This window comes from Pseudomonas sp. GL-B-12 (assembly GCF_019955895.1).
GTDB lineage: Bacteria > Pseudomonadota > Gammaproteobacteria > Pseudomonadales > Pseudomonadaceae > Aquipseudomonas.
The window spans coordinates 78,985-102,260 of sequence record NZ_JAHBCX010000010.1 but is presented as its reverse complement, the minus strand read 5'-3'; the positions used below and the strand labels follow the sequence as shown (position 1 = coordinate 102,260).

Genomic DNA, 23,276 nt, shown 5'->3' with positions numbered 1-23,276 from the left:
TAACGACCACCCGGCTCCAAGGCTGACAATGCGACTGGCTTTCCCTACCTTGTTGTTCACTGCCGTGGCCCTGCTGATGGGTGCCGCGGGTGTGAATGCGGCACCGCAACCGGCAATGACCGTGTACGGCGAACCGGCGAAATACCCTGCCGGCTTCAGTCATTTCGCCTACACCAACCCGCAGGCCCCCAAAGGCGGCACGATGCGGCGCTCGGCGATCGAAATCGGTCAGTTCGACCATGTTTTGCCTTACATCGACAAAGGCATCGGCGTCACACAGATCGACGGTTTGCTCTATTCACCACTGGCCCAACGCTCGCTGGACGAGCCTTACACCGTGTACGGTCTGGTGGCAGAGAAGATGGAGCGCTCCGAGGACGGCCTGTCCCTGCGCTTTTACCTCAACCCCAAGGCGCGTTTTGCCGATGGCAAACCGATTACCGCCGAAGACGTGCGTTACACCTTCGACCTGCTGATGACCCAGGGCAGCCTGCGTTACCGTACCCAGTTCGCCGACGTCAAAAGCGTCGAAGTGGAATCGCCACTGACCGTACGCTTTGATTTCAAGAACAACGAAAATCGCACCCTGCCCCTGGATATCGCGACCTTGCCGGTGTTTCCCGAACACTGGTGGAAGAGCCGCGATTTCGCCGGTGGCGGCGGCTATGAAGCGCCGCTGGGCAGCGGTCCCTATAAAGTCAGCAAGATCGATTCCGGACGCAGCATCACCTTCGAGCGCAATCCCGATTGGTGGGGCAAGGATCTGCCGGTCAGCCGTGGCCTGTACAACTTCGATCATTTCAGCATCGAGTACTTCGGCGATACCGACGTGGCGCGCCAGGTCCTGCGCGGCGGCGCCTTTGACTACAACCGCGAATTTTCCGCCACCGGCTATTCCATCGGCTACGACAGCCCGGCCCTGAGCGACGGTCGCCTGCAAAAGGCTCACCTCGCCACAGAGGCACCGCAGCCGGCCCAGGGTTTTGTGTTCAATCTGCAAAAGCCCATGTTCCAGGACCGTCGCGTGCGCCAGGCGCTGGTGATGTTGTGGGACTTCGAGTGGAGCAACCGGCAGATGATGCGTGACATGTACATCCGCCAGCAGAGCTTTTTTTCCAATACCGATCTCGCGGCCCGGCAACTGCCGGATGCCGGTGAGCTGGCGATTCTCGAACCGCTGCGCGGGCAGGTTCCCGACGAAGTCTTCACCCAGGTGTTCGAAGCGCCGAAGACCGATGGCAGCGGCGTGATTCGCGACAAGCAGCTGCAAGCCCTGGACTTGCTCGAACAGGCCGGCTGGAAACCCGATGGCGACCAACTGGTCAATGCCGACGGCGAGCCGCTGAGTTTCACCTTCCTGGTCAGTCAGAACGGCATGGACCGCCTGCTGCTGCCCTATAAACGCACCTTGAAACAGATTGGCATCGACCTGAACATCCGCCGCATCGACTCGTCCCAATACGTCAATCGCCTGATGAGCCGCGACTACGACATGATCGTCACCGGCTACCCGGTTACCACTTCTCCGGGAAACGAACTGCTTAACTATTTTGGTTCAGCGGCGGCCACCGATCCTGGCTCCAACAACTACATGGTGTTGAAGAACCCGGCCGTGGACACCCTGATCACCGGGCTGATCCGCGCCAATACCCAAGCTGACATGCTGCACTACGCCCATGCCCTGGACCGGGTGCTGCAATGGAATTACTACTGGATTCCCAACTATTACCCGCCGGGCACCTCGACGGTGTGGTGGAACCGCTTTGGCATCCCGAACGTACAAGCGAGCAATGACGAAGCCATCGAGAGCTGGTGGGAGATGAGCACCACGCCATTGACCAACCAACAGATGACGGCCGAGCGTATCAGCCGTGGCAAACCCGGAGGGCCGCACTGATGTGGGCTTACATATTGCGGCGCCTGCTGCTGATCATTCCGACGCTGGTGATCATTCTCCTGGTCAACTTTGTCATCGTCCAGGTGGCGCCAGGCGGGCCGGTCGAACAGGCCATCGCGCACCTGCAAGGCATTGGCGGCGCCGCGGTTGGCGGTGGTTCCGGCGAAGCCATGAGCGGCAAGTCCCGGGCCAGTCGCGGGCTTGATCCGCAGCTGATCAAGGACATTGAAAAACAATACGGCTTCGACAAACCGGCACACGAACGCCTCTGGCTGATGCTCACCAGCTACGCGCGCCTGGACTTCGGCAAGAGTTTCTTCCGCGGCGCCACCGTCACCGACCTGATCCTCGAAAAAATGCCCGTGACCATTTCCCTCGGGCTCTGGGCGACGCTGATCACCTACCTGGTGTCGATTCCCCTGGGCATCCGCAAGGCCGTGCACCATGGCAGCCATTTCGACATCTGGAGCAGTACCGCGATCATCATCGGCTATGCCATGCCGGCGTTCCTGTTTGCGATGTTCCTGATCGTGGTCTTTGCCGGTGGCACTTCGCTGAACTGGTTTCCGGTTCGCGGGTTGGTCTCGGACAACTTCGAATCGCTGTCGACCCTTGGCAAGGTTGCCGACTACTTCTGGCATCTGGTGTTGCCGGTGACCTCCCTGGTGATCGGTGGCTTCGCCACGCTGACCATCCTGACCAAGAACTCGTTCCTCAATGAAATCACCCGCCAGTACGTGGTCACTGCCCGGGCCAAGGGCTTGAGTGAACGACGGGTGCTGTATGGGCACGTGTTCCGCAACGCCATGCTGCTGGTGGTGTCGGGCATTCCCCAGGCATTCATCAGCGTATTTTTTGCCGGCTCGCTGCTGATCGAGGTGATCTTCTCCCTCGACGGCCTGGGCCGCATGAGCTACGAAGCGGCGGTATCCCGGGACTATCCGGTGGTGTTCGGCTCGCTGTTCATCTTCACCCTGTTTGGCCTTCTGATAAAACTGGTCGGCGACCTCTGCTACACCCTGGTCGACCCGCGTATCGACTTCGCCGCGAGGAACGCCTGATGCTCAAGCTTTCACCGCTGGCCCGTCGCCGCTTCGAGCGTTTCAAGAAAAACCGTCGGGGCTGGTGGTCGCTCTGGCTGTTTGTCGGCCTGTTCGCAATGACCCTTGGCGGAGAACTGATCGCCAACGACAAACCGCTGATGGTCAGCTATCAGGGCCAGTGGTACTTCCCGGTCTTCAAACGCCACACCGAACAGGCGTTCGGCGGGCAACTGCCGTTCCAGGCCGACTACCGCAGCGACTACGTGCAGCAACTGATCAAGAAGGATGGCGGCTGGTTGCTGTTTCCGCCGATTCCGTTCAGTGACGACACACCGAACTATGACCTGAATAAACCCGCACCCAGCCCGCCCTCCAGCGTCAATTGGCTGGGCACCGACGACCAGTCACGGGACGTTCTAGCCCGGGTGATCTTCGGCGCCCGGGTATCGATCCTGTTTGCCTTGATGCTGACCTTTGTCAGTGCCTTGATCGGCATCGCTGCCGGGGCCCTGCAAGGTTATTACGGCGGCTGGGTGGACTTGCTCGGCCAGCGTCTGCTGGAGGTGTGGTCCGGGTTGCCGGTGCTGTACCTGCTGATCATCCTGTCGGGCTTCGTCGAGCCGAATTTCTGGTGGCTGCTGGGGATCATGGCGCTGTTTTCATGGCTGGCTCTGGTGGACGTGGTGCGGGCCGAGTTCCTGCGCGGGCGCAACCTGGAATACGTCAAGGCCGCGCGCGCGCTGGGCCTGACCGACCGCAAGGTCATCGTGCGGCACATTCTGCCCAACGCCATGAACGCGACCTTGAGCTACTTGCCGTTCATTCTCACCGGGGCGATTTCCACCCTGACGGCGCTGGACTTCCTCGGCTTCGGCATGCCTGCGGGCAGCGCTTCCCTGGGCGAACTGATCGGCCAGGGCAAGCAGAACCTGCAAGCGCCGTGGTTGGGGCTGACGGCGTTCTTTACCCTGGCGCTGATTCTTTCTTTACTGGTGTTCATTGGCGAAGCGCTGCGCGACGCTTTTGATCCGCGCTCTTGATTCGGAATGTAGAGATGACCAACCTGATCGAAATCCGTGACCTCAGCGTGGCCTTCAGCGGCCAGACCGTGGTGCGCAATCTGTGCCTGGACATCCGCCCTGGCGAATGCCTGGCGTTGGTGGGCGAATCGGGCTCGGGCAAGTCGGTGACGGCCCACTCGATCCTGCAACTGCTGCCGCATACCGATACCGAGACGACGGGCAGCATCCGCTATCGCGGCCAGGAACTGGTGGGCGCCGATGCCGGCAAGTTGCGACAACTGCGCGGCAATCGCATCGCGATGATCTTCCAGGAGCCGATGACCTCCCTCAACCCGCTGCACAGCATCGAAAAACAGATCGGTGAAACCTTGCTGGTGCACAAAGGCCTGGCGGGCAAAGCGGCGCAAGTGCGAATTCTCGAATTGCTGCACCTGGTAGGCATCCAGAAACCCGAGGAACGCCTCAAGGCCTATCCCCATCAATTGTCCGGCGGGCAGCGCCAGCGGGTAATGATCGCCATGGCCCTGGCGTGCGAACCGGAACTGCTGATTGCCGACGAACCGACCACCGCGCTGGATGTGACGGTGCAGCGCAAGATCCTGCTGCTGCTCAAGTCCCTGCAACAGCGGCTGGGCATGTCGCTGCTGCTGATCAGCCATGACCTCAATCTGGTGCGCAGTATCGCCCAGCGCGTGTGCGTGATGAAGGCCGGGGAAATTGTCGAGCAGGCGCCTTGCGAAGTCCTGTTCACCGAACCGAAGCACCCTTACAGCTGCGTATTGCTGCACGCCGAACCCGAGGGCGAAGCCTTGCCCCGGGACGAGCGCGAAAACGTACTGGAGGTGGACAACCTGCAGGTGCGGTTTCCCGTCGGTGGCGGCCTGTTTCAGCGCAAGACCTGGCTGCGGGCCGTCGATGGCATCAGCCTGAACATTCAACGCGGCAAGACCCTGGGCATCGTCGGCGAATCCGGTTCCGGCAAGTCTACCCTTGGTCAGGCAATCCTGCGCTTGCTCGACTCCGAAGGCGGTATTCGCTTTCAAGGCCAGGCGCTGGACGGCCTGACGCAAAAACAGCTACGACCGTGGCGCAAGAAGATGCAGGTGGTGTTCCAGGACCCCTTCGGCAGCCTCAGCCCGCGAATGTCGGTCGCGCAGATCATCAGCGAAGGCCTGGAAGTGCACAGCCAGTTGAACACTGAAGAGTGCAACGCCGAAGTGATCCGGGCGCTGAGCGAAGTCGGCCTCGACCCCCGAAGTCGCCATCGCTATCCCCACGAGTTCTCCGGTGGCCAGCGTCAGCGCATCGCCATCGCCCGGGCGCTGGTGCTGAAGCCGGCGCTGATCCTGCTCGACGAACCGACCTCGGCGCTGGACCGCACGGTGCAGAAACAAGTGGTCGCCCTGCTCCGCCAGCTTCAGGAAAAATACGGGCTGACCTATCTGTTCATCAGCCATGACCTGGCAGTGGTGCGCGCCCTGGCCCACGACATGATCGTGATCAAGGACGGCAAAGTGGTGGAACGCGGCGCCAGCCATGAGGTGTTTGACTCACCGCAGCATCCGTACACCAAGGAGCTGTTGGCGGCGGCGATGTTGGGGCAGGCATAATCTGGCCGTCAGACCGCATCGCGGCCTTCGCGAGCAGGCTCGCTCCCACAGTTGATCTGTGTCGTACACAAATCCCCTGTGGGAGCGAGCCTGCTCGCGAAGAGGCCGGCACAGGCAAAACATAATCAGGATCAGCCCCCATGAACACCACCGAAAGCCTCAAGGACTACCAGCGCGTTCGCTTGCTGGCGATCCGTTCGTTGTTCGAAATCATCGAGCAATCGAGTGAAGGCACGGTGATTGTCGACCGCGATGCCAACATCGTCTGGATGAATGAACGCTATGCCCGGCGCTTTGGCCTCCAATCGGCGCAAGGCGCGATCGGCAAGCCCTGCGAAAGCGTGATCCCCGGCAGCCTGCTGCGTGAGGTGGTGCGCACCGGCCGGCCGATTTTGCTGGATATGCAAGACACCCCCAAAGAGCCGCTGGTGGTCATGCGCCTGCCGATTCACGACGATGCCGGCATGGTGATCGGCGCCATCGGTTTCGCCCTGTTCGACGAATTGCGCAGCCTGTCGCCGATGCTCAAGCGCTACATGAGCATGCAGGAAGAACTGGCCTCCACCCGCTCGCTGCTGCGCGCGCGGCAGACCAAATACAACTTCGCCCACTTCATCGGCACCAGCGCCGCCAGCCTGGAAGTCAAACGCCGTGCCCGGCGCAGTGCGAGCACCGAATCGCCGGTATTGCTGCTCGGCGAAACCGGCACCGGCAAGGAATTGCTGGCCCAGGCGATCCACAATGCCTCGCCCCGCGCGCACAAGGCGTTTGTCAGCATCAACAGCGCGGCGATTCCCGAATCGCTGCTAGAGGCCGAATTCTTCGGCACCGCCCCCGGCGCGTTTACCGGAGCCGACCGCAAGGGCCGCGCTGGAAAATTGCAGATCGCCCAGGGCGGCACGCTGTTCCTCGACGAAATCGGCGACATGCCGCTGCCCCTGCAAAGCAAACTGCTACGGGTGTTGCAGGAAAAGGAATTCGAGCCGGTGGGCTCCAACGAAGTGATCCAGAGTGATGTGCGGGTGATCGCCGCGACCTCTACGGACCTGGAAGCAGCCATCAAGCGTGGCGAATTTCGCGCCGACTTGTATTACCGGCTCAATGTGCTGCCGATCCAGGTTCCGCCCCTGCGCGACCGCCTGGATGACGTGCCGGCGCTCAGTGAAGCGATTCTTGAGGAACTGCGCAGCCAGCATGAACTGCACCATGAAGCCCTGGAACTGTTGGGCCAACACGCCTGGCCGGGGAACATCCGGGAGCTGCGCAATGTGCTGGAGCGGGCCGCGTTGCTCAGTGATGACTTGCGCCTGACTACAGCGGATATCCGCGCGGCTATTGGTACGTTCACGCCGGTGGAACGCTTGGCGCCCCTGGCCATTGAACCGATTGCCCATGAGACGTTCAGTGCGGCGCGGGAGCGATTTGACCGGCAGCTGATCGAAACGACCCTCGCGCAATGCGAGGGCAAGGTGATTGAAGCAGCAGCACGATTGGGTCTTGGGCGGTCGACGTTGTACAAGAAGATGGTGGCGCTGGGGATTGCCTAGTCTCCATAAAGAGACATGCATCTCCATTGTTAGACAGGCCATCGCGAGAAGTCTCCGATTAGAGACAAAGCATTCGAATCCAGCCCACAAAAGCCAAATATATCCTTATATTTCAACAACTTAATAAAATGGCACAAAACTCGCTATACGCCCCTCCTACCAGGTTTCACCCAACAAAAATAACAACCCAGGAGACACACCATGAGTGTGATCATTGCCTTGGCAGCTCTCGCGCTGCTGATGCTGGCTGCCTACCGTGGCTACAGCGTTATCCTTTTTGCCCCGATTGCCGCCCTCGGCGCTGTCCTGCTGACTGACCCGTCTGCCGTCGCCCCTGCTTTCACCGGGGTGTTCATGGAAAAAATGGTCGGCTTCATCAAACTGTATTTCCCGGTGTTCCTGCTCGGCGCGGTGTTCGGCAAGCTGATCGAACTGTCCGGTTTCTCGCGCTCCATCGTCGCGGCGGCGATTCGCCTGCTCGGCACCCGCCAGGCAATGCTGGTGATCGTGCTGGTCTGCGCCCTGCTGACCTACGGCGGCGTATCGTTGTTTGTGGTGGTGTTCGCGGTCTATCCGTTTGCCGCTGAAATGTTCCGCCAGAGCAACATCCCCAAGCGGCTGATCCCGGCGACCATTGCCCTGGGCGCCTTCTCGTTCACCATGGACGCCCTGCCCGGCACGCCACAAATCCAGAACATCATCCCCAGCACCTTCTTCAACACCACCGCCTGGGCGGCGCCGTGGCTGGGTGTGATCGGCACGATCTTCGTGTTCTGCGCCGGCATGCTGTTTCTCCAGCGCCAGCGCAGCAAGGCCCAGCGCTCCGGTGAAGGCTATGGTTCGGACCTGCGCAATGAGCCGGAAACCGCCGCCGACCTCAAGCTGCCCAACCCGTGGCTGGCGCTGTCGCCACTGCTGGCGGTGGGCATCATGAACCTTTTGTTCACCCAGTGGATTCCGCAGGTGTACGGCAAGACCCACAGTCTGGCGCTGCCGGGCATGGCTGCGCCGGTGACCACGGAAATCGCCAAGCTTACGGCGATCTGGGCCGTACAGGCAGCCTTGCTGGTCGGCATCCTCATGGTGCTGGTGTTCGGCTACAAGGCGATCAGCCGCAAGCTTGCCGAAGGCAGTAAAAGTGCGGTCAGCGGTGCCTTGCTGGCGGCAATGAACACGGCCTCGGAATACGGTTTCGGCGCGGTGATCGCGTCCCTGCCAGGTTTCCTGGTACTGGCCGACTGGCTCAAGAGCATTCCCAACCCACTGGTCAACGAAGCGATTACCGTGACCCTGCTGGCCGGCATCACCGGTTCCGCCTCGGGTGGCATGAGCATCGCGCTGGCGGCGATGTCCGAGCAGTTCATCAGCGCCGCCCATGCGGCGAACATTCCGCTGGAAGTGCTGCACCGGGTCGCCGCGATGGCCAGCGGCGGCATGGACACCCTGCCGCACAACGGCGCGGTGATTACCCTGCTGGCGGTCACCGGGCTGACCCACCGCGAGGCTTACAAAGACATTTTCTGTATTACGCTGATCAAGACCCTGGCGGTTTTCGTGGTGATCGGCACCTTCTACGCCACTGGCATTGTGTGAGGTATTCATGACGACTCTTTCGGGCAAGACCGCACTGGTCACCGGTTCCACCAGCGGCATCGGCCTGGGCATCGCCCTGTGTCTGGCCAAGGCCGGGGCCAACCTGATCCTCAACGGCTTCGGCGATGCGTCCAAGGTGATTGCCGAAGTAGAACAATTTGGCGGCAAGGTCGGCCACCATCCGGCCGATGTCAGCGACCCTGCGCAGATTGCCGACATGATTGACTACGCCGAGCATGAATTTGGCGGCGTCGATATTCTGGTCAACAACGCCGGCATCCAGCATGTGGCGCCGGTGGACGAGTTCCCGGTGGAGCGCTGGGATTCGATAATTGCGATCAACCTGTCGTCGGTGTTCCACAGCACCCGTTTGAGCCTGCCGGGCATGCGCGCCAAGGGTTGGGGCCGGGTGATCAACATTGCCTCGGTGCATGGACTGGTCGGTTCGGTGGGCAAGTCAGCCTATGTCGCCGCCAAGCACGGGGTGATCGGCTTGACCAAAGTGGTCGCGCTGGAAACCGCGACCACCCAGGTCACCTGCAACGCGATTTGCCCAGGCTGGGTATTGACGCCGCTGGTGCAGAAGCAGATTGATGATCGTGCCGCCCGTGGGGTTGACCCGCAGCAGGCGCAACATGATCTGCTCGCTGAGAAGCAGCCATCGCTGGAGTTCGTGACACCGCCGCAACTGGGTGAACTGGTGTTATTTTTGTGCAGCGAAGCCGGCAGCCAGGTGCGGGGCGCGGCGTGGAATGTTGATGGTGGGTGGTTGGCGCAGTGATCATCTGCTAGACCGCGTTATCGTTCATCGCGAGCAGGCTCGCTCCCACAGGCTCTGTGGTGTCTGTGGGAGCGAGCCAGCTCGCGATCGAGTGCGCAGCACTCGCCAACAAAAAGAGGCAAACCATGTCCGACATCCTCTGGCAACCCGACGCCAAACGCATTGGCAAGACCCGCATGGAGGCCTTTCGGCGCTTCATCAATCAGCGACACCACCTCAAGATCGACGACTACCCGGCCCTGCACCAGTGGTCCATCGATCAACGCCCGGAATTCTGGCAGGCCATTGTCGATTTCTTCGACATCCGCTTCCACGAGCAACCCGACGCCGTGCTCCTCGAAGGCCCGCAGATGCCCAGCGCCCAGTGGTTCCCCGGCGCAACGCTGAACTTTGCCGAACATCTGCTACAGCGTCGCGATGATGCGATCGCCGTGATAGCCGTCGGCGAAAACGGTCAGCGTGAACATTTGACCTGGGCCGAACTGGCCGAACAGGTCGCCGGTTTTCAGAATGGCTTGATCGCTGCTGGCGTCGGTGTGGGTGACCGGGTCGCCGCCTGCATGCCCAACACCTGGCAAACCCTGGTGGCCATGCTCGCCACCACCAGCCTTGGCGCAATCTGGTCCTGCTCCTCACCGGACTTCGGCACCCAAGGGGTGGTTGACCGTTTCGGCCAGATCGAACCGAAAGTGCTGGTGACCTGTGCCGGCTACCGCTATGCCGGCAAAGAGATCGACCAGACCGCCAAGGTCAACGAAATCCTCGAACGCCTGCCGTCATTGCAGCAGTTGATCATCGTGCCTTACGCCCGGCCACAGGCGCACATAGAAGAATTCCGCACCCAGGCCAACGTGACGCTGTGGGACGACTTCTACACGCCCGGAGGCGAGCCGGATTTCGTCCCTGTGCCCTTCGCCCATCCGCTGTACATCCTCTATTCCAGCGGCACCACCGGCGTGCCCAAATGCATCATCCACAGCACCGGCGGCGTGTTGCTGCAACATGTCAAGGAACACGGCCTGCATGGCGATCTCGGCCCCGGTGAACGGCTGTTCTACTACACCACCTGCGGCTGGATGATGTGGAACTGGCTGGTGTCCGCGCTGGCGACAGGCAGCTCCGTGGTGCTGTACGACGGCTCACCGTTCCAGCCCGAGCCGCAACGCCTGATCGACCTGATCGACGACGAACGCATCAGCGTCTTCGGCACCAGCCCCAAATACCTCGCGACCCTGGAAAGCAGTGGTATCAAGCCGCGTGAAAGTCATGACCTGGGCAGCCTCAAGACGTTGCTCTGCACCGGCTCGGCACTGTCGCCGCAGAGTTACGACTACGTCTATCGCGACTTCAAGGCTGACGTGTGCCTGGCCTCGATGTCCGGCGGTACCGACATCGTCTCGTGCTTCGTCAACGGCAACCCGATGTCGCAGGTCAGGCGTGGCGAAATCATGGGCAAGAGCCTGGGCATGGCCGTCGAAGTGTGGAACGACGCCGGCCACCCAGTGATCGGTAAAAAAGGCGAGCTGGTCTGCACCCGACATTTCCCGGCGATGCCCATTGGCCTGTGGAACGATCCCGATGGCGAAAAACTGCGCGAATCCTATTTCAGCCTATTCCCCGGCGTCTGGGCCCAAGGTGATTACGCCGAACAACTGCCCCATGGCGGGATGATGATCCACGGTCGCTCCGATGCCGTGCTCAATCCCGGCGGCGTACGCATCGGCACGGCGGAAATCTATCGTCAGGTGGAAAAAATCCCCCAGGTACTCGACAGCGTGGCCATCGGTCAGCAGTGGCAAGATGACGTGCGGGTGGTGCTGTTCGTACGCTTGCGCGACGGGCTCGAACTGGACGAGACACTGCAACAGCAGATCCGCGAGACGATTCGCGCCAACACCACGCCGCGTCATGTGCCGGCGAAAATTGTCGCAGTGACGGACATCCCCCGGACCATCAGCGGCAAAGTCGTCGAGTTGGCAGTGCGCAATGTGGTGCATGGGCAGAAGGTGAAGAACACTGATGCACTGGCCAATCCCGAAGCGCTGGAACAGTACCGAAACAGGCCCGAACTCCTGGATTGAAAAAGGGTTACCTGTGCAAGAATAGACGCCTGCTAAATCGACTCAGGCGCAGGACTCCCAGATGAACGCAACACCAACCGCCAGCGATGCCCAGGCCTTGATCGCCCGAATCGACTGGGCAAGCAGCCCGTTGAGCGCGGCCAGGGTGTCGACAGCATGGCAGAGCCCAACAGCGAGAGCGCTGTAGCCAGCAACGCGAATTTGCGTAATGCCGGCGGGCGGCAGATACCCACACCCATGGCAGGCTCACTCATAGACCTTCCCCCATTATTATTGTTAGGTCGTTCAACCTTTCTGGGCGCCGCAAGGGTGCGTGTCTGGACCGGCTGTTTCAGAGCATAGTCCTGAAACCCGCAATCCAAAGCCCCTTCGGAAGCTGGCTTATCCTATCGGTGTTTTTGAAGGGCTGACATTCGACGGCACGTTATGATTTGTTAACCGGGGGGGATGGGGGGTTGTTCTGAATGGTTGGGTATCAGGTGGGGTGATTGCGGTTTTGGTGTTTGGTGTACATATCCGTTGCTGCGGTAACGGCCGCTATTGGTTCCGCCCTTACGGCGGGTCACTTTCGAAAAGCGCGAAAGTAACCAAAGCGCTTTGCCCCTTACATTCGGTGCCTCGCCTAGGCTCGGCATGCCCTCGCTCCGGTCCTGCTCCGTGGGCCCGCCGCCATCGGCCATCCATGGCCGGGGGCGGCTAACCCGGCATCCATGCCGGGTTGCCCACTGCGCAGAACCTCCACTCGGCCTCACGAGGGGGCAAGAAGATCAAAAGCCAAAGCAAAAGCGAGGCGGCCTACCGGCCGGCCTGATCGCGGGGTTCGTTCGCCTTTGATGCTCTTGGTCGGCCGGTAGGCCGCCATCGCGAGCAAGCTCGCTCCTACAGTTGGGCTGGGTACATTCGAAAGAAATTGGTCGGCTGTCAGGCCGCTTTCGCGGGCAAGTCGGATCGCCGCACCGCCGCTCCCACAGAAGAGCAAAAGCAGAGCGGCGTACACCCACGCTCTTCACCACTCATCAGGCCGAGCGTTAGCTCGCCTGCAGCTCTTGATCTTGATCCACCCGCCCCCTCGGCAGGCTGAGTGGAGGCGTTCATCCGGGGGGAGGCGCGCAGCGCCGTTCGGCGCAGCCGAACACATCGAGAGGAGGTCGCGCGAAGCCGACCGGAGGCGATGCCCCCGGATGAATGCCGGAGCGAAGGAACCCCGAGCCTAAGCGAGGGGCCGTACGTAAGGGGCGAGACCTTTTGGTTCCTTTTGGGGCGTTTGCCAAAAGGGACTCGCCGTAAGGGCGAAACCATAAGCCGCCATTACCGAAGAAACGGATATGTACCCAATCAACCCATGACCCTGGTCGGCCCGAAGGCCGCCAAGGTCAACAACAAACTCAGGCCAAACTCTTGCTGACCACTTCAAACACATCACTGGACAACTGCCCCGAAGCCCGAATCCGCTCCAGCTCCCCCTTCATCAAAGCCTGACGAGCACTGTCGTACTTGCGCCAGCGAGTCAAAGGCGCCAACTGGCGAGAAGCAATCTGCGGATTGAAGCCATTCAACTCAATCACCAGATCCGCCAGGAAGCGATACCCGGAACCGTCAGCGGCATGGAAGTTGATCAGGTTCTGCCCGGCAAACGCACCGACCAGCGCCCGCACCTTGTTTGGGTTCTTGATGTTGAACGCCGGGTGCTGCATCAACGCCTTGGTCCGTGCCAGGCCACCGGGCAACACGCTGCCAGCCTGAACGCTGAACCACTGATCCATGACCAGCGGGTTGTCCTTGAAGTGCTCGGCGAAGCTGGCCAGCGCCTTGGCCTTCTCGGCTTCAAACGGCGAGTTGACCAGCACGGCAAGTGCGGTCAGGCGCTCGGTCATGTTGTCGCACGAATCGAACTGCTCCAGGGTTGCCGCCAGAACTTCCGGCTTGCCGCTGAGCATCAGGTACGACAGCGCGATGTTCTGCAAGGCACGACGGGCAAAGTGCTCGGCTTCGGCCACGTACGGCGTCTGCTTCGACAACTCGCGGTTGGCCTGATAACGCAGCCACAGGCCTTCGAACAACGCATCGGCCAATTGCTTGCGGGCAAATTCACGCGCCGTGTGAATCGCTTCGACATCCGCCACTTCGCTGATTTCGGTCAGGTACGCCTCGCTTGGCAACGACAGCATTTCGGCGACCATGGCCTGATCCAGCGACTCATCCGAGAGCACCGTGCGCAGCGCCGACACCAGACGCTGATCTAGTACCAGCGCTTCGCCCTTCTGCTGCTGTCCGATCAACTCTTGCAGCACCTGCACCGACAGTTGCTGGCCGGCATCCCAACGGTTGAAGCCGTCGCTGTCGTGCTGCATCAGGAACATCAACTGATCGCGGTTGTACGGGAAGCTCAATTTCACCGGCGCCGAGAAGCCGCGCAGCAACGATGGCAGTGGTTGTTCGGCGATGTCGACGAAAGTGAAGGTCTGCTCGGCTTCAGTCACCGAAATGACCCGCGAGGAGCCATGCGCGGTGGCTTCACCGGACAGACGCAGGGCAATCGCCGCGCCTTTGGAATCCAGCAGCCCCAGTTCGACCGGGATCACGAACGGCAGTTTTTCAACCTTGTCCGGGGTTTCCGGGCAGCTCTGGCGGAAGGTCAGGCTGTAGGTTTTCGCCGCCGCATCAAAGGACTCGCTCACCGCCAGGCGCGGTGTGCCAGCCTGGCTGTACCAGCGTTTGAACTGGATCAGGTCAACGCCATTGGCATCTTCCATGGCCTTGATGAAGTCATCGCAGGTCACGGCCTGGCCGTCGTGGCGTTCGAAGTACAGGTCGCTGCCTTTGCGGAAGCCTTCGGCGCCGAGCAAGGTGTGGATCATGCCGACCACTTCCGAGCCCTTTTCGTACACGGTCAGGGTGTAGAAGTTGGAAATCTCGATGAAGCTGTCCGGGCGCACGGCGTGGGCCATGGGGCCGGCGTCTTCGGCGAACTGGTGGGTGCGCAGGTACGCCACGTCCTGGATGCGCTTGACCGTGGCCGAGTTCATGTCCGAGGAGAAACCGGCATCGCGGAACACCGTGAAGCCTTCCTTGAGCGACAGCTGGAACCAGTCGCGGCAGGTCACGCGGTTGCCCGACCAGTTGTGGAAGTATTCGTGGGCGACAATCGCCTCGACCCGTTGGTGCGCGGCATCGGTTGCGGTTTCGGCCTTGGCCAGCACGGCGCTGGAGTTGAAGATGTTGAGGCCCTTGTTCTCCATGGCGCCCATGTTGAAGTCATTCACAGCGACGATCATGAAGATATCCAGGTCGTACTCGCGACCGTAGACCTCTTCGTCCCAGCGCATGGATTTCTTCAGGCTGTTCATCGCGTGCTGGCACTTGTCGATGTTTTCCGGCTCGACGTAAATGCGCAGCGCCACGTTGCGCTCGCTCAGGGTGGTGAAGCTGTCTTCGACGCACCACAGGTCACCGGCCACCAGCGCAAACAGGTACGCCGGTTTCTTGAACGGATCTTCCCAGGTCGCCCAGTGCCGGCCCTCTTCGCCGGGGCCGGAAGCGATCGGGTTGCCGTTGGACAGCAGCACCGGATAGCTGTGTTGTTCGGCCACGACCGTGGTGGTGAAGGTGCTCATCACGTCCGGGCGGTCGAGGTAATAGGTGATCTTGCGAAAGCCTTCGGCCTCGCACTGGGTGCAGAACATCGTGCCGGACTTGTACAGGCCTTCCAGCGCGGTGTTGGTTTCCGGGTGGATCCTGACGCTGGTATCGACCGTGAAGGTGGTGCTGGTCGGGTGCAGGGTCAGGTGATTCTCGGTCAGCTGATACTGCGCCTCGGAAAGCTCCTGGTCGGCCAACGTCACCGCCAACAGCTCAAGCTGCTGGCCGTCCAGCACCAGCGGCGGCAGGCCCGGGCCACGCTCGGGGTTGCGGCGCATCACCAGTTGCGCATGGACCAGGCTGTGGTCCTCGTACAACTCGAAGGTCAGGTGCGTTTCGTCGATCAGGTACTCGGGCGCCTGATAGTCCTTGAGGTAGATCATCTTCGGTTGTTCGGTGCGCATGCTGGAGTCCTTACTGATGCACGGCGAGCTGGTAAGCCGTGTATTTACGAATATTGATCACGCCGGTATCGAAGATCAGGTATTGGCCCTTGACCCCCATCAGCGTGCCTTCGGCAATCGGGTTCTTGTCCAGGTTGAAGCTGACGATCTTCGCCGGGTACTGCTCGACCGGGTAGCGGATTTCCAGCGGTTCGACATCGGTCACCGGCTGGATCGCCTGCAAGCCAAATCGCTGCTGCAACCCGAGCAAGCCTTCGGCACAGCTGTCGAACAGTCGATCGCGGACTTCGGCCAGGTTCACCGCCGCCGCATCGCCCTTGAGCAAAGCACGCCAGTTAGTCTTGTCGGCCACCTGGCTGCGGAACAGATCCTCGACGAAACCGGACTGCTGGCGGGTCGATACGCGCATGATCGGCAAGGCCTGGCTCGCACCCTGGTCGAGCCAGCGGGTCGGCAACTGGGTGGCACGGGTAATCCCGACTTTGACCCCCGACGAATTGGCCAGGTACACCACGTGGTCGGTCATGCAGAATTTCTCACCCCACTCAGGTTCCCGGCAAGTACCGGCCTCGAAGTGGCAGCGCTCCGGGCTCATGATGCACACGTCGCACTGGGCCAGCTTGGTCATGCACGGGTAGCAGTAGCCCTGGCTGAAACTGGTCTTGGTCTTGCGTCCGCAATGGATGCAGTGGATCGCACCCAGGTATTCCAGGCGCACCGTGGTACCGATCAACGGATTGACCGGGACCTCGGTTTCGCCCAGACGGAAAGCGTATTGCACGTTCGGCCCGTCCAGGCGCGCCGACATTTTACTGATTGCACCACGGCCAATCTCGATCAATGGATGGCATCCGACTTGAACAGGATATTCGGCACTTGAATCGACTTCGAGTTGCATTCCTGCGGGCCCATGTAGCCCGTGCGCTGTTCCTCGGGCAGGTTCTGGATTTCCCAGGCGATCATCGCCTGCAGCGACAGCTCGCGTTGTTCGGCGGTGAGTTTGCCACCGTCGGACCATTTGCCGATTTCCACGGCCAGTTTCAGGCTCTCGTAGATATCGTGGGTGATGTTGTTGATCATTTCGTTAAAAGAGGACATTGGGTCTCCATCTCTTTATTGCATGTTCTGAATTAGGCGGCCAGTTTACGGCGGTTATACAAACCGCCCAACAAACCGGTGAAGCATCCGATGAGTAACCCGCTGACGTGGGCCGCGTTGGCGATTTCGCCGAAGCCGATCATCGAGACCAGCCCGGACAGGCACAGCAGCAACCACACCAGCATCATCACCAGCACGCCTCGGGGCAGGCGATAAGCCGGGTTCGGCGCCAGCAACTGGAAGATCCAGCAATGCCCGAGCAGGCCATACAGTACGCCGGACAAACCGCCGAACAAGGTCGGGCCGCTGAAAAAATACTGGGCGAAGTTGGACACCAGGCTGAACAGCAAGGTCAGGCCGATCAGGTTGATACTGCCCTGGCGCGACTCGATGCGCCGCCCCAGCTCCCAGTACCACATGCCGTTCATCGCCAGGTGCAGGATGCCAAAGTGGATCAGCATCGGCGTGAACAGGCGCCACCACTGCCCCGCCGCCAGGCTGTCGGCCAGTGGCGTGAAGTGGAGGTACTCGCCGACCACACGGAATTCGAGGAAGGTCAGCCAGCGCATCGTTTCAAGGTTGTCGCCGAGCATGGTCACCGCGCCGACAATCACACTCAGCAGCAATACCAGCGCGGTGGCCCTGGCGTATTTCAACTGCTCGACGAACCCCGGACGCGTGACGGTCTGTGCCACTGGAATGTCCAGCTGCTGGTCGGGATCGCCCGCCGGAAACCGTTCGTACAGCGCACGCACGTCTTCACTGATGTTGCTCGGCACCCAAAGCACCTGCTCGCCCGCTTCCTCGCTGACCCGGTGGGGCACTTGCATGCGCTTGAGCAGGGTGACGAACCCGCTCAAGTCCACCGCCAAGGGCAGACGCAATACCGCTACAGCACTCATTGCAGCACCTCCGGCCGCTCGACATCGACCCAGACGAATTTTTGCGGATCCAGGCGGGTTTCCTGATCCAGTCGGTAGGCAACCAGTTTGCCGTACAGCACCGCGCTGTAATCCAGGCAGGCCAGGTTCGGCCGGATCGGTGCCGGCTTGCCGCTGCGCCAGTAATGGCCGACGAACAACAGCGGCTCATCGATGCCGTAGCGCAGCAAACTGTTCTTTTCGGTGGACGTCAGCGGCGTCCGGGCCACGGGTTCCGGCAGTGCATCCGGCTGGAACACGATATCGCCGTAGGTTTTCGGATCGTCTTCCCAGAACTTGGTCCGGAAGAACGAACGCACCAGGCCGTCGCCGCTGGTCATGGTCAGGCCATGGGGCAAGCGCATATCCGTGCCGCGCAGCAGCCGGTCGAATACGGTGCAGGCAAAAGAGCCCGACTCCGCCGACGCCTGGAGAAAGTGCTCATCGACGCAACCGTTGGGGAACAACGCCCGCAGCGGTTCGATCAGCCCGGCGTCCCAGCAGGCGTGGACCACGCGAAAACGCCCGGCATCGACGAACAATGGCAATTTGTAGAACCATTGCTGAAAGTCGTGCCAGTCACCCGGATGGTGTTCGAACTGGGTCAGGGTTTCGTGCAGCAGGCGGGCATGGCGCGGTGTGTGCTCGCGCACGAACTGCTTGCCGCTGCCGGGCAGCGCCGGCGTGCTCCAGCCCAGCGCATTGAACTCGTGGTTGCCCATGATGCACAACGCCTGACCGGCCTCGACCATGTCGTGGACGATATGCAGTGCCTCACGAATCCGCGGGCCGCGGTCGATGATATCGCCAACGAACACCGCCATGCGCGAGGCATGCCGCCAGACGCCACCCTGCTTGTGATAACCGAGTCGGTCGAGCAAGTGCTCCAGGGTCAGAGCGCAACCGTGCACGTCACCGATCAGGTCGTAGCTACGCGCGGGATCGAGCATCAGTCGCCTCCACCCCCCAATTTGCTGCCCCAGCCGAGCTTGGTCCGGCAGACTTCATAGTAGTTGTGGTCAAGCGGGTGAATCAGCCGCAGTTTCTGGGCTTTCTTGCTGACGGTAATGGTGTCGCCGGGCGCGCAGGTGAAGTGGTTCTGCCCGTCACACGAGACTTGCGGGTAAATCTGCATATCCTTGGACACGACGATTTTCAGCTCACTGTTGCCATCGACCACAATCGGTCTACCCGACAAGGTATGGGGGTACATCGGCACAATCACAATAGCGTCGAGCTTGGGATGCATGATCGGCCCGCCGGCGGACAGCGCATAGGCTGTGGAACCGGTCGGCGTCGCGACGATCAGGCCGTCGGCCTTCTGGCTGCAGACGAACTGGCCGTCGATGTACAGCTCGAATTCGATCATTCGCGTGGATTTGCCGGGGTGCAGCACCACGTCGTTCAGTGCATCGCCCTGGCCGATGGCCTCGCCGTGGCGACGGACTTCGGCCTGCAACAGGAAGCGGTTTTCCACCAGATAGTGGCCGTCCAGCACTTCGGCGACCTTGGTTTCCAGCTCGTCGGGACGGATGTCGGTGAGGAAACCCAGACTGCCGCGGTTGATACCGAGCACCGGAATATTGTGCTTGGCCAGCGCCCGGGCGGCACCGAGCAGACTGCCGTCACCACCGACCACTATGACCATGTCGCAGACTTCGCCGAGCATCTTGCGCGACGAGGTTTGCAAGCCGTGCCCTGGCAGCACTTCGGCGATGGTGTCTTCGAGGATCACGTGCAGGTGACGATCGAGCAGAAACCGTTTCAGTCGGCGGACGGTATCCAGCACCTGGGAACTGCCCAGGCGACCGATGATGCCGATATTGCGAAATTGCTCCATGGGGCTCCTGCGGGGATCTGCGTGGCGGCGAAAAACCCGATTATGGGCGAAAGCCGCCCGTAGACAAAATCCTTTCAGCTTCAAGGGTGTGCCCGGGTTTCAGGCTATGCTCGCAAGATGATGCTATTTCCGGATTTGCTCCACCTGCCCCATCAGTTACGCCATCCTGAAGTGCGTGACCTGGCGTGGGTCATCCTCGCGCCGCCCATGCTGGACGATACCCCGTGGCCGCAGCGTCACCCGCTGGCCGGCAGCGACTGGGTGCAGGCACCGGATCGGCTGGAGCATTGGCTGCGGCAGCTGGATCGGGACAGTTATGGCCTGCTGCATTGGCTGGCCCAGGCCCGGACCCGGCGCCTGGGTTTGTATTACGAACGCCTCTGGCAGTTCGCCGTGCAGCATGCGCCGGGCATTGAACTGATTGCCGCCAACCTGCCGATTCGCCGCGAGGGGCACACCCTGGGTGAACTGGACATGCTGCTGCGCGACCGCGACGGCGTGCATCACCTGGAACTGGCGATCAAGCTCTACCTCGGCCCGCAATCCGGCGACGGGAACGACACCGCCCAGTGGCTGGGCCCGGGCTGCCACGACCGGCTCGACCGTAAACTGGCGCACCTGAGCCAGCATCAATTGCCGATTTCCGCGCGCCCCGAGAGCCGTGAAGTGCTGGCGGCGCTGGATATCCAGGCGTTCAGCGCCCATTTGTGGCTGGGGGGTTATTTGCTGTACCCGTGGCCCGGACAGGCTGCCCCGCCGTCGGGTGCCCATCCACAGCATTTACGAGGACGCTGGTTGCACCAAAAGGATTGGCCGGCGTTGTTGGCCCAGAGCCCGCCCGGTCGCTGGCAACCCCTGCCCCGCCACGCCTGGCTGGCGCCGGCGCATTATTCGGCGGAGCACACCTGGAACCCTGGACAGATGCAGGCGTGGCTGGATGAACTGGACCCCTTGGCACCGGCGCAGTTGCTGGTGCGCCTGACGGAAAATGCCAGCGGCGACTGGGAAGAGGCCGAACGGCTGTTTCTGGTGGCGGATCTTTGGCCGAATGTGCCGGGACAGGGTTGAGTCTTGTATTGCCTGAGCCGGCCCCTTCGCGAGCAAGCCCGCTCCCACATTGCGCCTCAGCCGAACACAAGTCTTGTATCCACTGAAGAACCCTGTGGGAGCGAGCCTGCTCGCGAAGGGGCCAACCCGGTCTAAAGAGATAACCGCATCGCCGGTTATCCAGCGCCTGGCAGGACAAAACTCTGGTCAATGACCATCAAACTTTCTTGTGCTGTTCGACCCATTGCCCATAGGCATTGATGAATTTTTGCAGGAACGGCTTGACCGACTCGGACAACTTGCCCTCCTCGTCGAACGCCGAACCGGCGTTCCCCAGATAGGCCTCCGGTTGCTGCATCATCGGCACATTCAGAAACACCATGGATTGACGCAGGTTGTGATTGGCACCAAACCCGCCGACGGCCCCCGGCGAAACGCTGATAACGGCCCCCGGTTTACCGTTCCAGACACTTTTGCCGTATGGACGCGAGCCCACGTCAATCGCATTCTTCATCGGCGCCGGCACCGAACGGTTGTATTCCGGGGTCACGAACAACACCGCGTCGGATGAGCTCACCTGTTGTCGGAAAGTGCTGTAGGCTGCCGGCGGTGAAGCACCATCGATGTCTTCGTTATAGAGCGGCAGATCGCCAATTTCGACGATGTTGAGCTTGAGATTGGCTGGCGCCAGCTCCACCAGGGCCCGTGCGACCTTGCGGTTGATCGATTCCTTTCTCAAGCTGCCGACCACGACGGCGATCGTATAGACGTTGCTCATAAGAGTTTCTCGACTGTCCGATAGGAAGAGCTTGTAGTTATAGATGACGATTCAAGCAGTGGGCGACCGAAAACACCGCCCCTGACTATTTTTTTCCCGTAGGAAAACTTACCTCGCCCAAGCACGGTCTACAGTGCCGCAAATTGAGTGATTTATCTCCAGAGGTTCTAAGCAGATGGCAGCAGTACTCGTCGGTCAGTTCCATGCAAGAGACGCGGAAGGCCGTATTTATTCGGTGCACGAGTTCCAGGACTCCACCCCGGCGGTAGACGGTTCAGGCCCTGTCACCACCTACAAGCTGGCCATTGGCGACCGTGTCAACAAGGTCGACGACAATGAATTCATGCTGGTGCAAACCGGCGTGACCATTACCCGCGAACCGCAAACCGCCAGCGTTTCATAACCCGTCGTTATGAGCAGAAGTCATATGCGCGGACTTGGGGTAGGATTCAGCCACTGACTCCTCCACCTGCTGAACATGGACTTCACGCATGCGCTTACGCCATATCGAAGTGATCCAGGCGCTCCTGCAGACCGGTCACCTGGGCACCGCCGCCGAATGGCTGCAGCTGCCGGTGGCCGAAGTCGAGCGCTTGCTGCGCGACGCCGAGGATCAGTTGGGTTTCATGCTGTTCGCCAGCGTGCGCGGACGATTGCAGGCCACCCGTGAAGCACGGGAATTGCAGGTGGAAATTGCCCGGGTCTACGATGCCCTCGAACCGGTGCAGCGCCTGGCCAACAGCCTCAGGCAATACCTGGCGCCGCCGCTGCGAATCGTCTGCACCCCGCCTCTGGCCAACCAATTGTTGCCACACAGTATCGCGGCCCTGCGCCGACGCCTGCCCGATGCGCCTTGCACACTGCTGAGCCAGCCCACCCGCGACATCGTCAGAAGCCTGCTGCTGCGTGAAAGTGACCTGGGCCTGAGCCTGCATGACCCCGATCACGCCGACCTCGATTGCCAAGTGATTGCACAGGGCAAACTTCAGTTGCTCGCCCCCCATGGCTGGCTGCAACCGAAACAGAAATACATTTCACTGCAGGATCTGGCCGGTCAATCAATGATCGGCCTGGAGGGGCACGACCCGTTGAGCCCTGCGCTGGAAAACAAACTGCACGGCTTGCGCCCTGCCCCGGTGATTCAGACCCGGGTCCAGACGCATCAGATGATGCGCAGCATGGTCGAGGCCGGCGAAGGCCTGGCCATCGTCGACCCCTTCACCGCCCTCGGCGCCAAAGCCTCGGGGCTGGACGCCTGCCCGCTGGCGCCGGCGGTCCCGATCAGTCTCTACGCCCTGACCCTGAAAAACGCCGAACCCTCTGCGGCGGTTCAGGCACTGTTGACCATCGTCACGGAACAAGCCGCGGCGATGCTGACGAACTGAACGGGTTTTCCAGCGGGTTTTCGAACAGTCGGTACCAGAACAGTGCCACTTCGGCGGTATTCGGATCGATGCCGCGATAGCGCAGGTGGTCGATCCCGCCAATCACGTAACCACAGCGTTCATAGAGCCGGCAGGCCCCCAGGTTGTTGTTCTGGGTTTCGAGCATGATGCCCGGGAGTTTCTTCTTGCGGCTCCAGAACTGCGCCACGTCCAGCAAGGCCTTGGCCACGCCATGCCGCCGGGCCGGTGCGTGCACCGCCAGTTCGTCGATATGGGCAAAGCCGTTCCAGTTGGTACTGACCACCAGGTGCCCCACGGGCTGGTCATCCAGATACGCCATGAAAATCGCGCTGTCGGCGCCATCGCGAAAGCTGCTGAATTCCTCGGGGTCGATGCCGTAGCACTTGCGATAAGGCGTGATCGGGGTGACCGGCCACTGTGCCACCGGCTTGCCTATTTCGGCCGCACCGTAGGCCGCGACTTCAAAACTGAAATCACTGCCCCAGATATAGGCGGCGAAACCCTCGTCGGCAACCCGTACCGACAACCCTGGATAATTCGGATTTATAACCGGCTGCATACTGGGAAAGG

19 protein-coding genes are annotated in these 23,276 nt (G+C 61.1%); 11 read left to right on the top strand and 8 right to left on the bottom strand.

Going from position 1 to position 23,276, the window contains the following annotated elements:
• Positions 1-28: 28 nt before the first annotated feature.
• From KGA85_RS06025 to KGA85_RS05990, 8 genes are all read left to right on the top strand, one after another.
• On the top strand, positions 29-1,897 hold the full coding sequence (locus KGA85_RS06025; protein WP_223461733.1) for an extracellular solute-binding protein: 1,869 nt from the start codon (positions 29-31) through the stop codon (positions 1,895-1,897).
• On the top strand, positions 1,897-2,958 hold the full coding sequence (locus KGA85_RS06020) for a microcin C ABC transporter permease YejB (protein ID WP_223461731.1): 1,062 nt from the start codon (positions 1,897-1,899) through the stop codon (positions 2,956-2,958). Before KGA85_RS06025 ends, KGA85_RS06020 begins: the two co-directional genes overlap by 1 nt.
• Entirely contained in the window at positions 2,958-3,980 is a 1,023-nt protein-coding gene (locus KGA85_RS06015) for an ABC transporter permease (protein WP_223542976.1), read from the top strand. Before KGA85_RS06020 ends, KGA85_RS06015 begins: the two co-directional genes overlap by 1 nt.
• 14 nt (positions 3,981-3,994) lie before the next feature.
• The gene (locus tag KGA85_RS06010; RefSeq protein WP_223533791.1) at positions 3,995-5,572 is read left to right on the top strand and encodes an ABC transporter ATP-binding protein; all 1,578 of its coding nucleotides are present in this window, start codon (positions 3,995-3,997) and stop codon (positions 5,570-5,572) included.
• A 140-nt stretch (positions 5,573-5,712) separates the two neighbouring features.
• Positions 5,713-7,119 (top strand): sigma-54 interaction domain-containing protein, encoded by a 1,407-nt coding sequence (locus KGA85_RS06005; RefSeq protein WP_223542975.1) that lies wholly within the window; start codon positions 5,713-5,715, stop codon positions 7,117-7,119.
• A gap of 201 nt (positions 7,120-7,320) precedes the next feature.
• On the top strand, positions 7,321-8,712 hold the full coding sequence (locus KGA85_RS06000; RefSeq protein WP_223459506.1) for a GntP family permease: 1,392 nt from the start codon (positions 7,321-7,323) through the stop codon (positions 8,710-8,712).
• 7 nt (positions 8,713-8,719) lie between these two features.
• The gene (locus tag KGA85_RS05995) at positions 8,720-9,493 is read left to right on the top strand and encodes a 3-hydroxybutyrate dehydrogenase (protein WP_223542974.1); all 774 of its coding nucleotides are present in this window, start codon (positions 8,720-8,722) and stop codon (positions 9,491-9,493) included.
• Positions 9,494-9,618: 125 nt separating this feature from the next.
• A complete protein-coding gene (locus tag KGA85_RS05990; protein ID WP_223542973.1) occupies positions 9,619-11,574 on the top strand; it encodes an acetoacetate--CoA ligase in 1,956 nt (651 codons plus the stop codon).
• Positions 11,575-12,959: 1,385 nt separating this feature from the next.
• Here the strand turns inward: KGA85_RS05990 and pepN are convergent.
• From pepN to KGA85_RS05960, 6 genes are read right to left on the bottom strand one after another with little or no spacing between them, the layout of a single operon-like run.
• Positions 12,960-15,617 (bottom strand): aminopeptidase N, encoded by a 2,658-nt coding sequence (pepN, locus tag KGA85_RS05985; RefSeq protein ID WP_223459500.1) that lies wholly within the window; start codon positions 15,615-15,617, stop codon positions 12,960-12,962.
• Between the two features lie 10 nt (positions 15,618-15,627).
• Complete coding sequence (locus KGA85_RS05980) at positions 15,628-16,458, bottom strand: DUF2797 domain-containing protein (protein ID WP_223459498.1); 831 nt, start codon at positions 16,456-16,458, stop codon at positions 15,628-15,630.
• Positions 16,455-16,715, bottom strand: coding sequence for a YeaC family protein (locus KGA85_RS05975; protein ID WP_223459496.1), 261 nt, complete (start codon positions 16,713-16,715; stop codon positions 16,455-16,457). Before KGA85_RS05975 ends, KGA85_RS05980 begins: the two co-directional genes overlap by 4 nt.
• Positions 16,716-16,747: 32 nt before the next feature.
• Positions 16,748-17,617: a rhomboid family intramembrane serine protease gene (locus KGA85_RS05970; RefSeq protein WP_223459494.1), complete on the bottom strand. Its 870-nt coding sequence runs from the start codon at positions 17,615-17,617 to the stop codon at positions 16,748-16,750.
• Positions 17,614-18,585, bottom strand: a complete 972-nt coding sequence (locus tag KGA85_RS05965) for a metallophosphoesterase (protein WP_150724073.1) — start codon at positions 18,583-18,585, stop codon at positions 17,614-17,616. Before KGA85_RS05965 ends, KGA85_RS05970 begins: the two co-directional genes overlap by 4 nt.
• On the bottom strand, positions 18,585-19,475 hold the full coding sequence (locus tag KGA85_RS05960; protein WP_008016128.1) for an NAD(+) kinase: 891 nt from the start codon (positions 19,473-19,475) through the stop codon (positions 18,585-18,587). Before KGA85_RS05960 ends, KGA85_RS05965 begins: the two co-directional genes overlap by 1 nt.
• A gap of 117 nt (positions 19,476-19,592) precedes the next feature.
• Between KGA85_RS05960 and KGA85_RS05955 the strand changes: the two genes are divergently transcribed.
• A complete protein-coding gene (locus tag KGA85_RS05955) occupies positions 19,593-20,543 on the top strand; it encodes a DUF1853 family protein (protein ID WP_223459492.1) in 951 nt (316 codons plus the stop codon).
• A gap of 196 nt (positions 20,544-20,739) precedes the next feature.
• On the opposite strand, the gene KGA85_RS05950 is transcribed toward KGA85_RS05955, so the two are convergent.
• Entirely contained in the window at positions 20,740-21,300 is a 561-nt protein-coding gene (locus KGA85_RS05950) for an NADPH-dependent FMN reductase (protein ID WP_223459490.1), read from the bottom strand.
• 175 nt (positions 21,301-21,475) lie between these two features.
• Here KGA85_RS05950 and KGA85_RS05945 point away from each other — a divergent pair, with 175 nt between their 5' ends.
• Together KGA85_RS05945 and KGA85_RS05940 are read left to right on the top strand one after the other, a co-directional pair.
• Entirely contained in the window at positions 21,476-21,703 is a 228-nt protein-coding gene (locus KGA85_RS05945) for a hypothetical protein (protein ID WP_008051885.1), read from the top strand.
• A gap of 88 nt (positions 21,704-21,791) precedes the next feature.
• Entirely contained in the window at positions 21,792-22,685 is an 894-nt protein-coding gene (locus tag KGA85_RS05940) for a LysR substrate-binding domain-containing protein (protein WP_223459488.1), read from the top strand.
• Here KGA85_RS05940 and KGA85_RS05935 read toward each other — a convergent pair.
• A complete protein-coding gene (locus tag KGA85_RS05935; protein WP_116261234.1) occupies positions 22,651-23,265 on the bottom strand; it encodes a GNAT family N-acetyltransferase in 615 nt (204 codons plus the stop codon). The two genes, KGA85_RS05940 and KGA85_RS05935, sit on opposite strands and share 35 nt — an antisense overlap.
• Positions 23,266-23,276 lie beyond the last annotated feature (11 nt).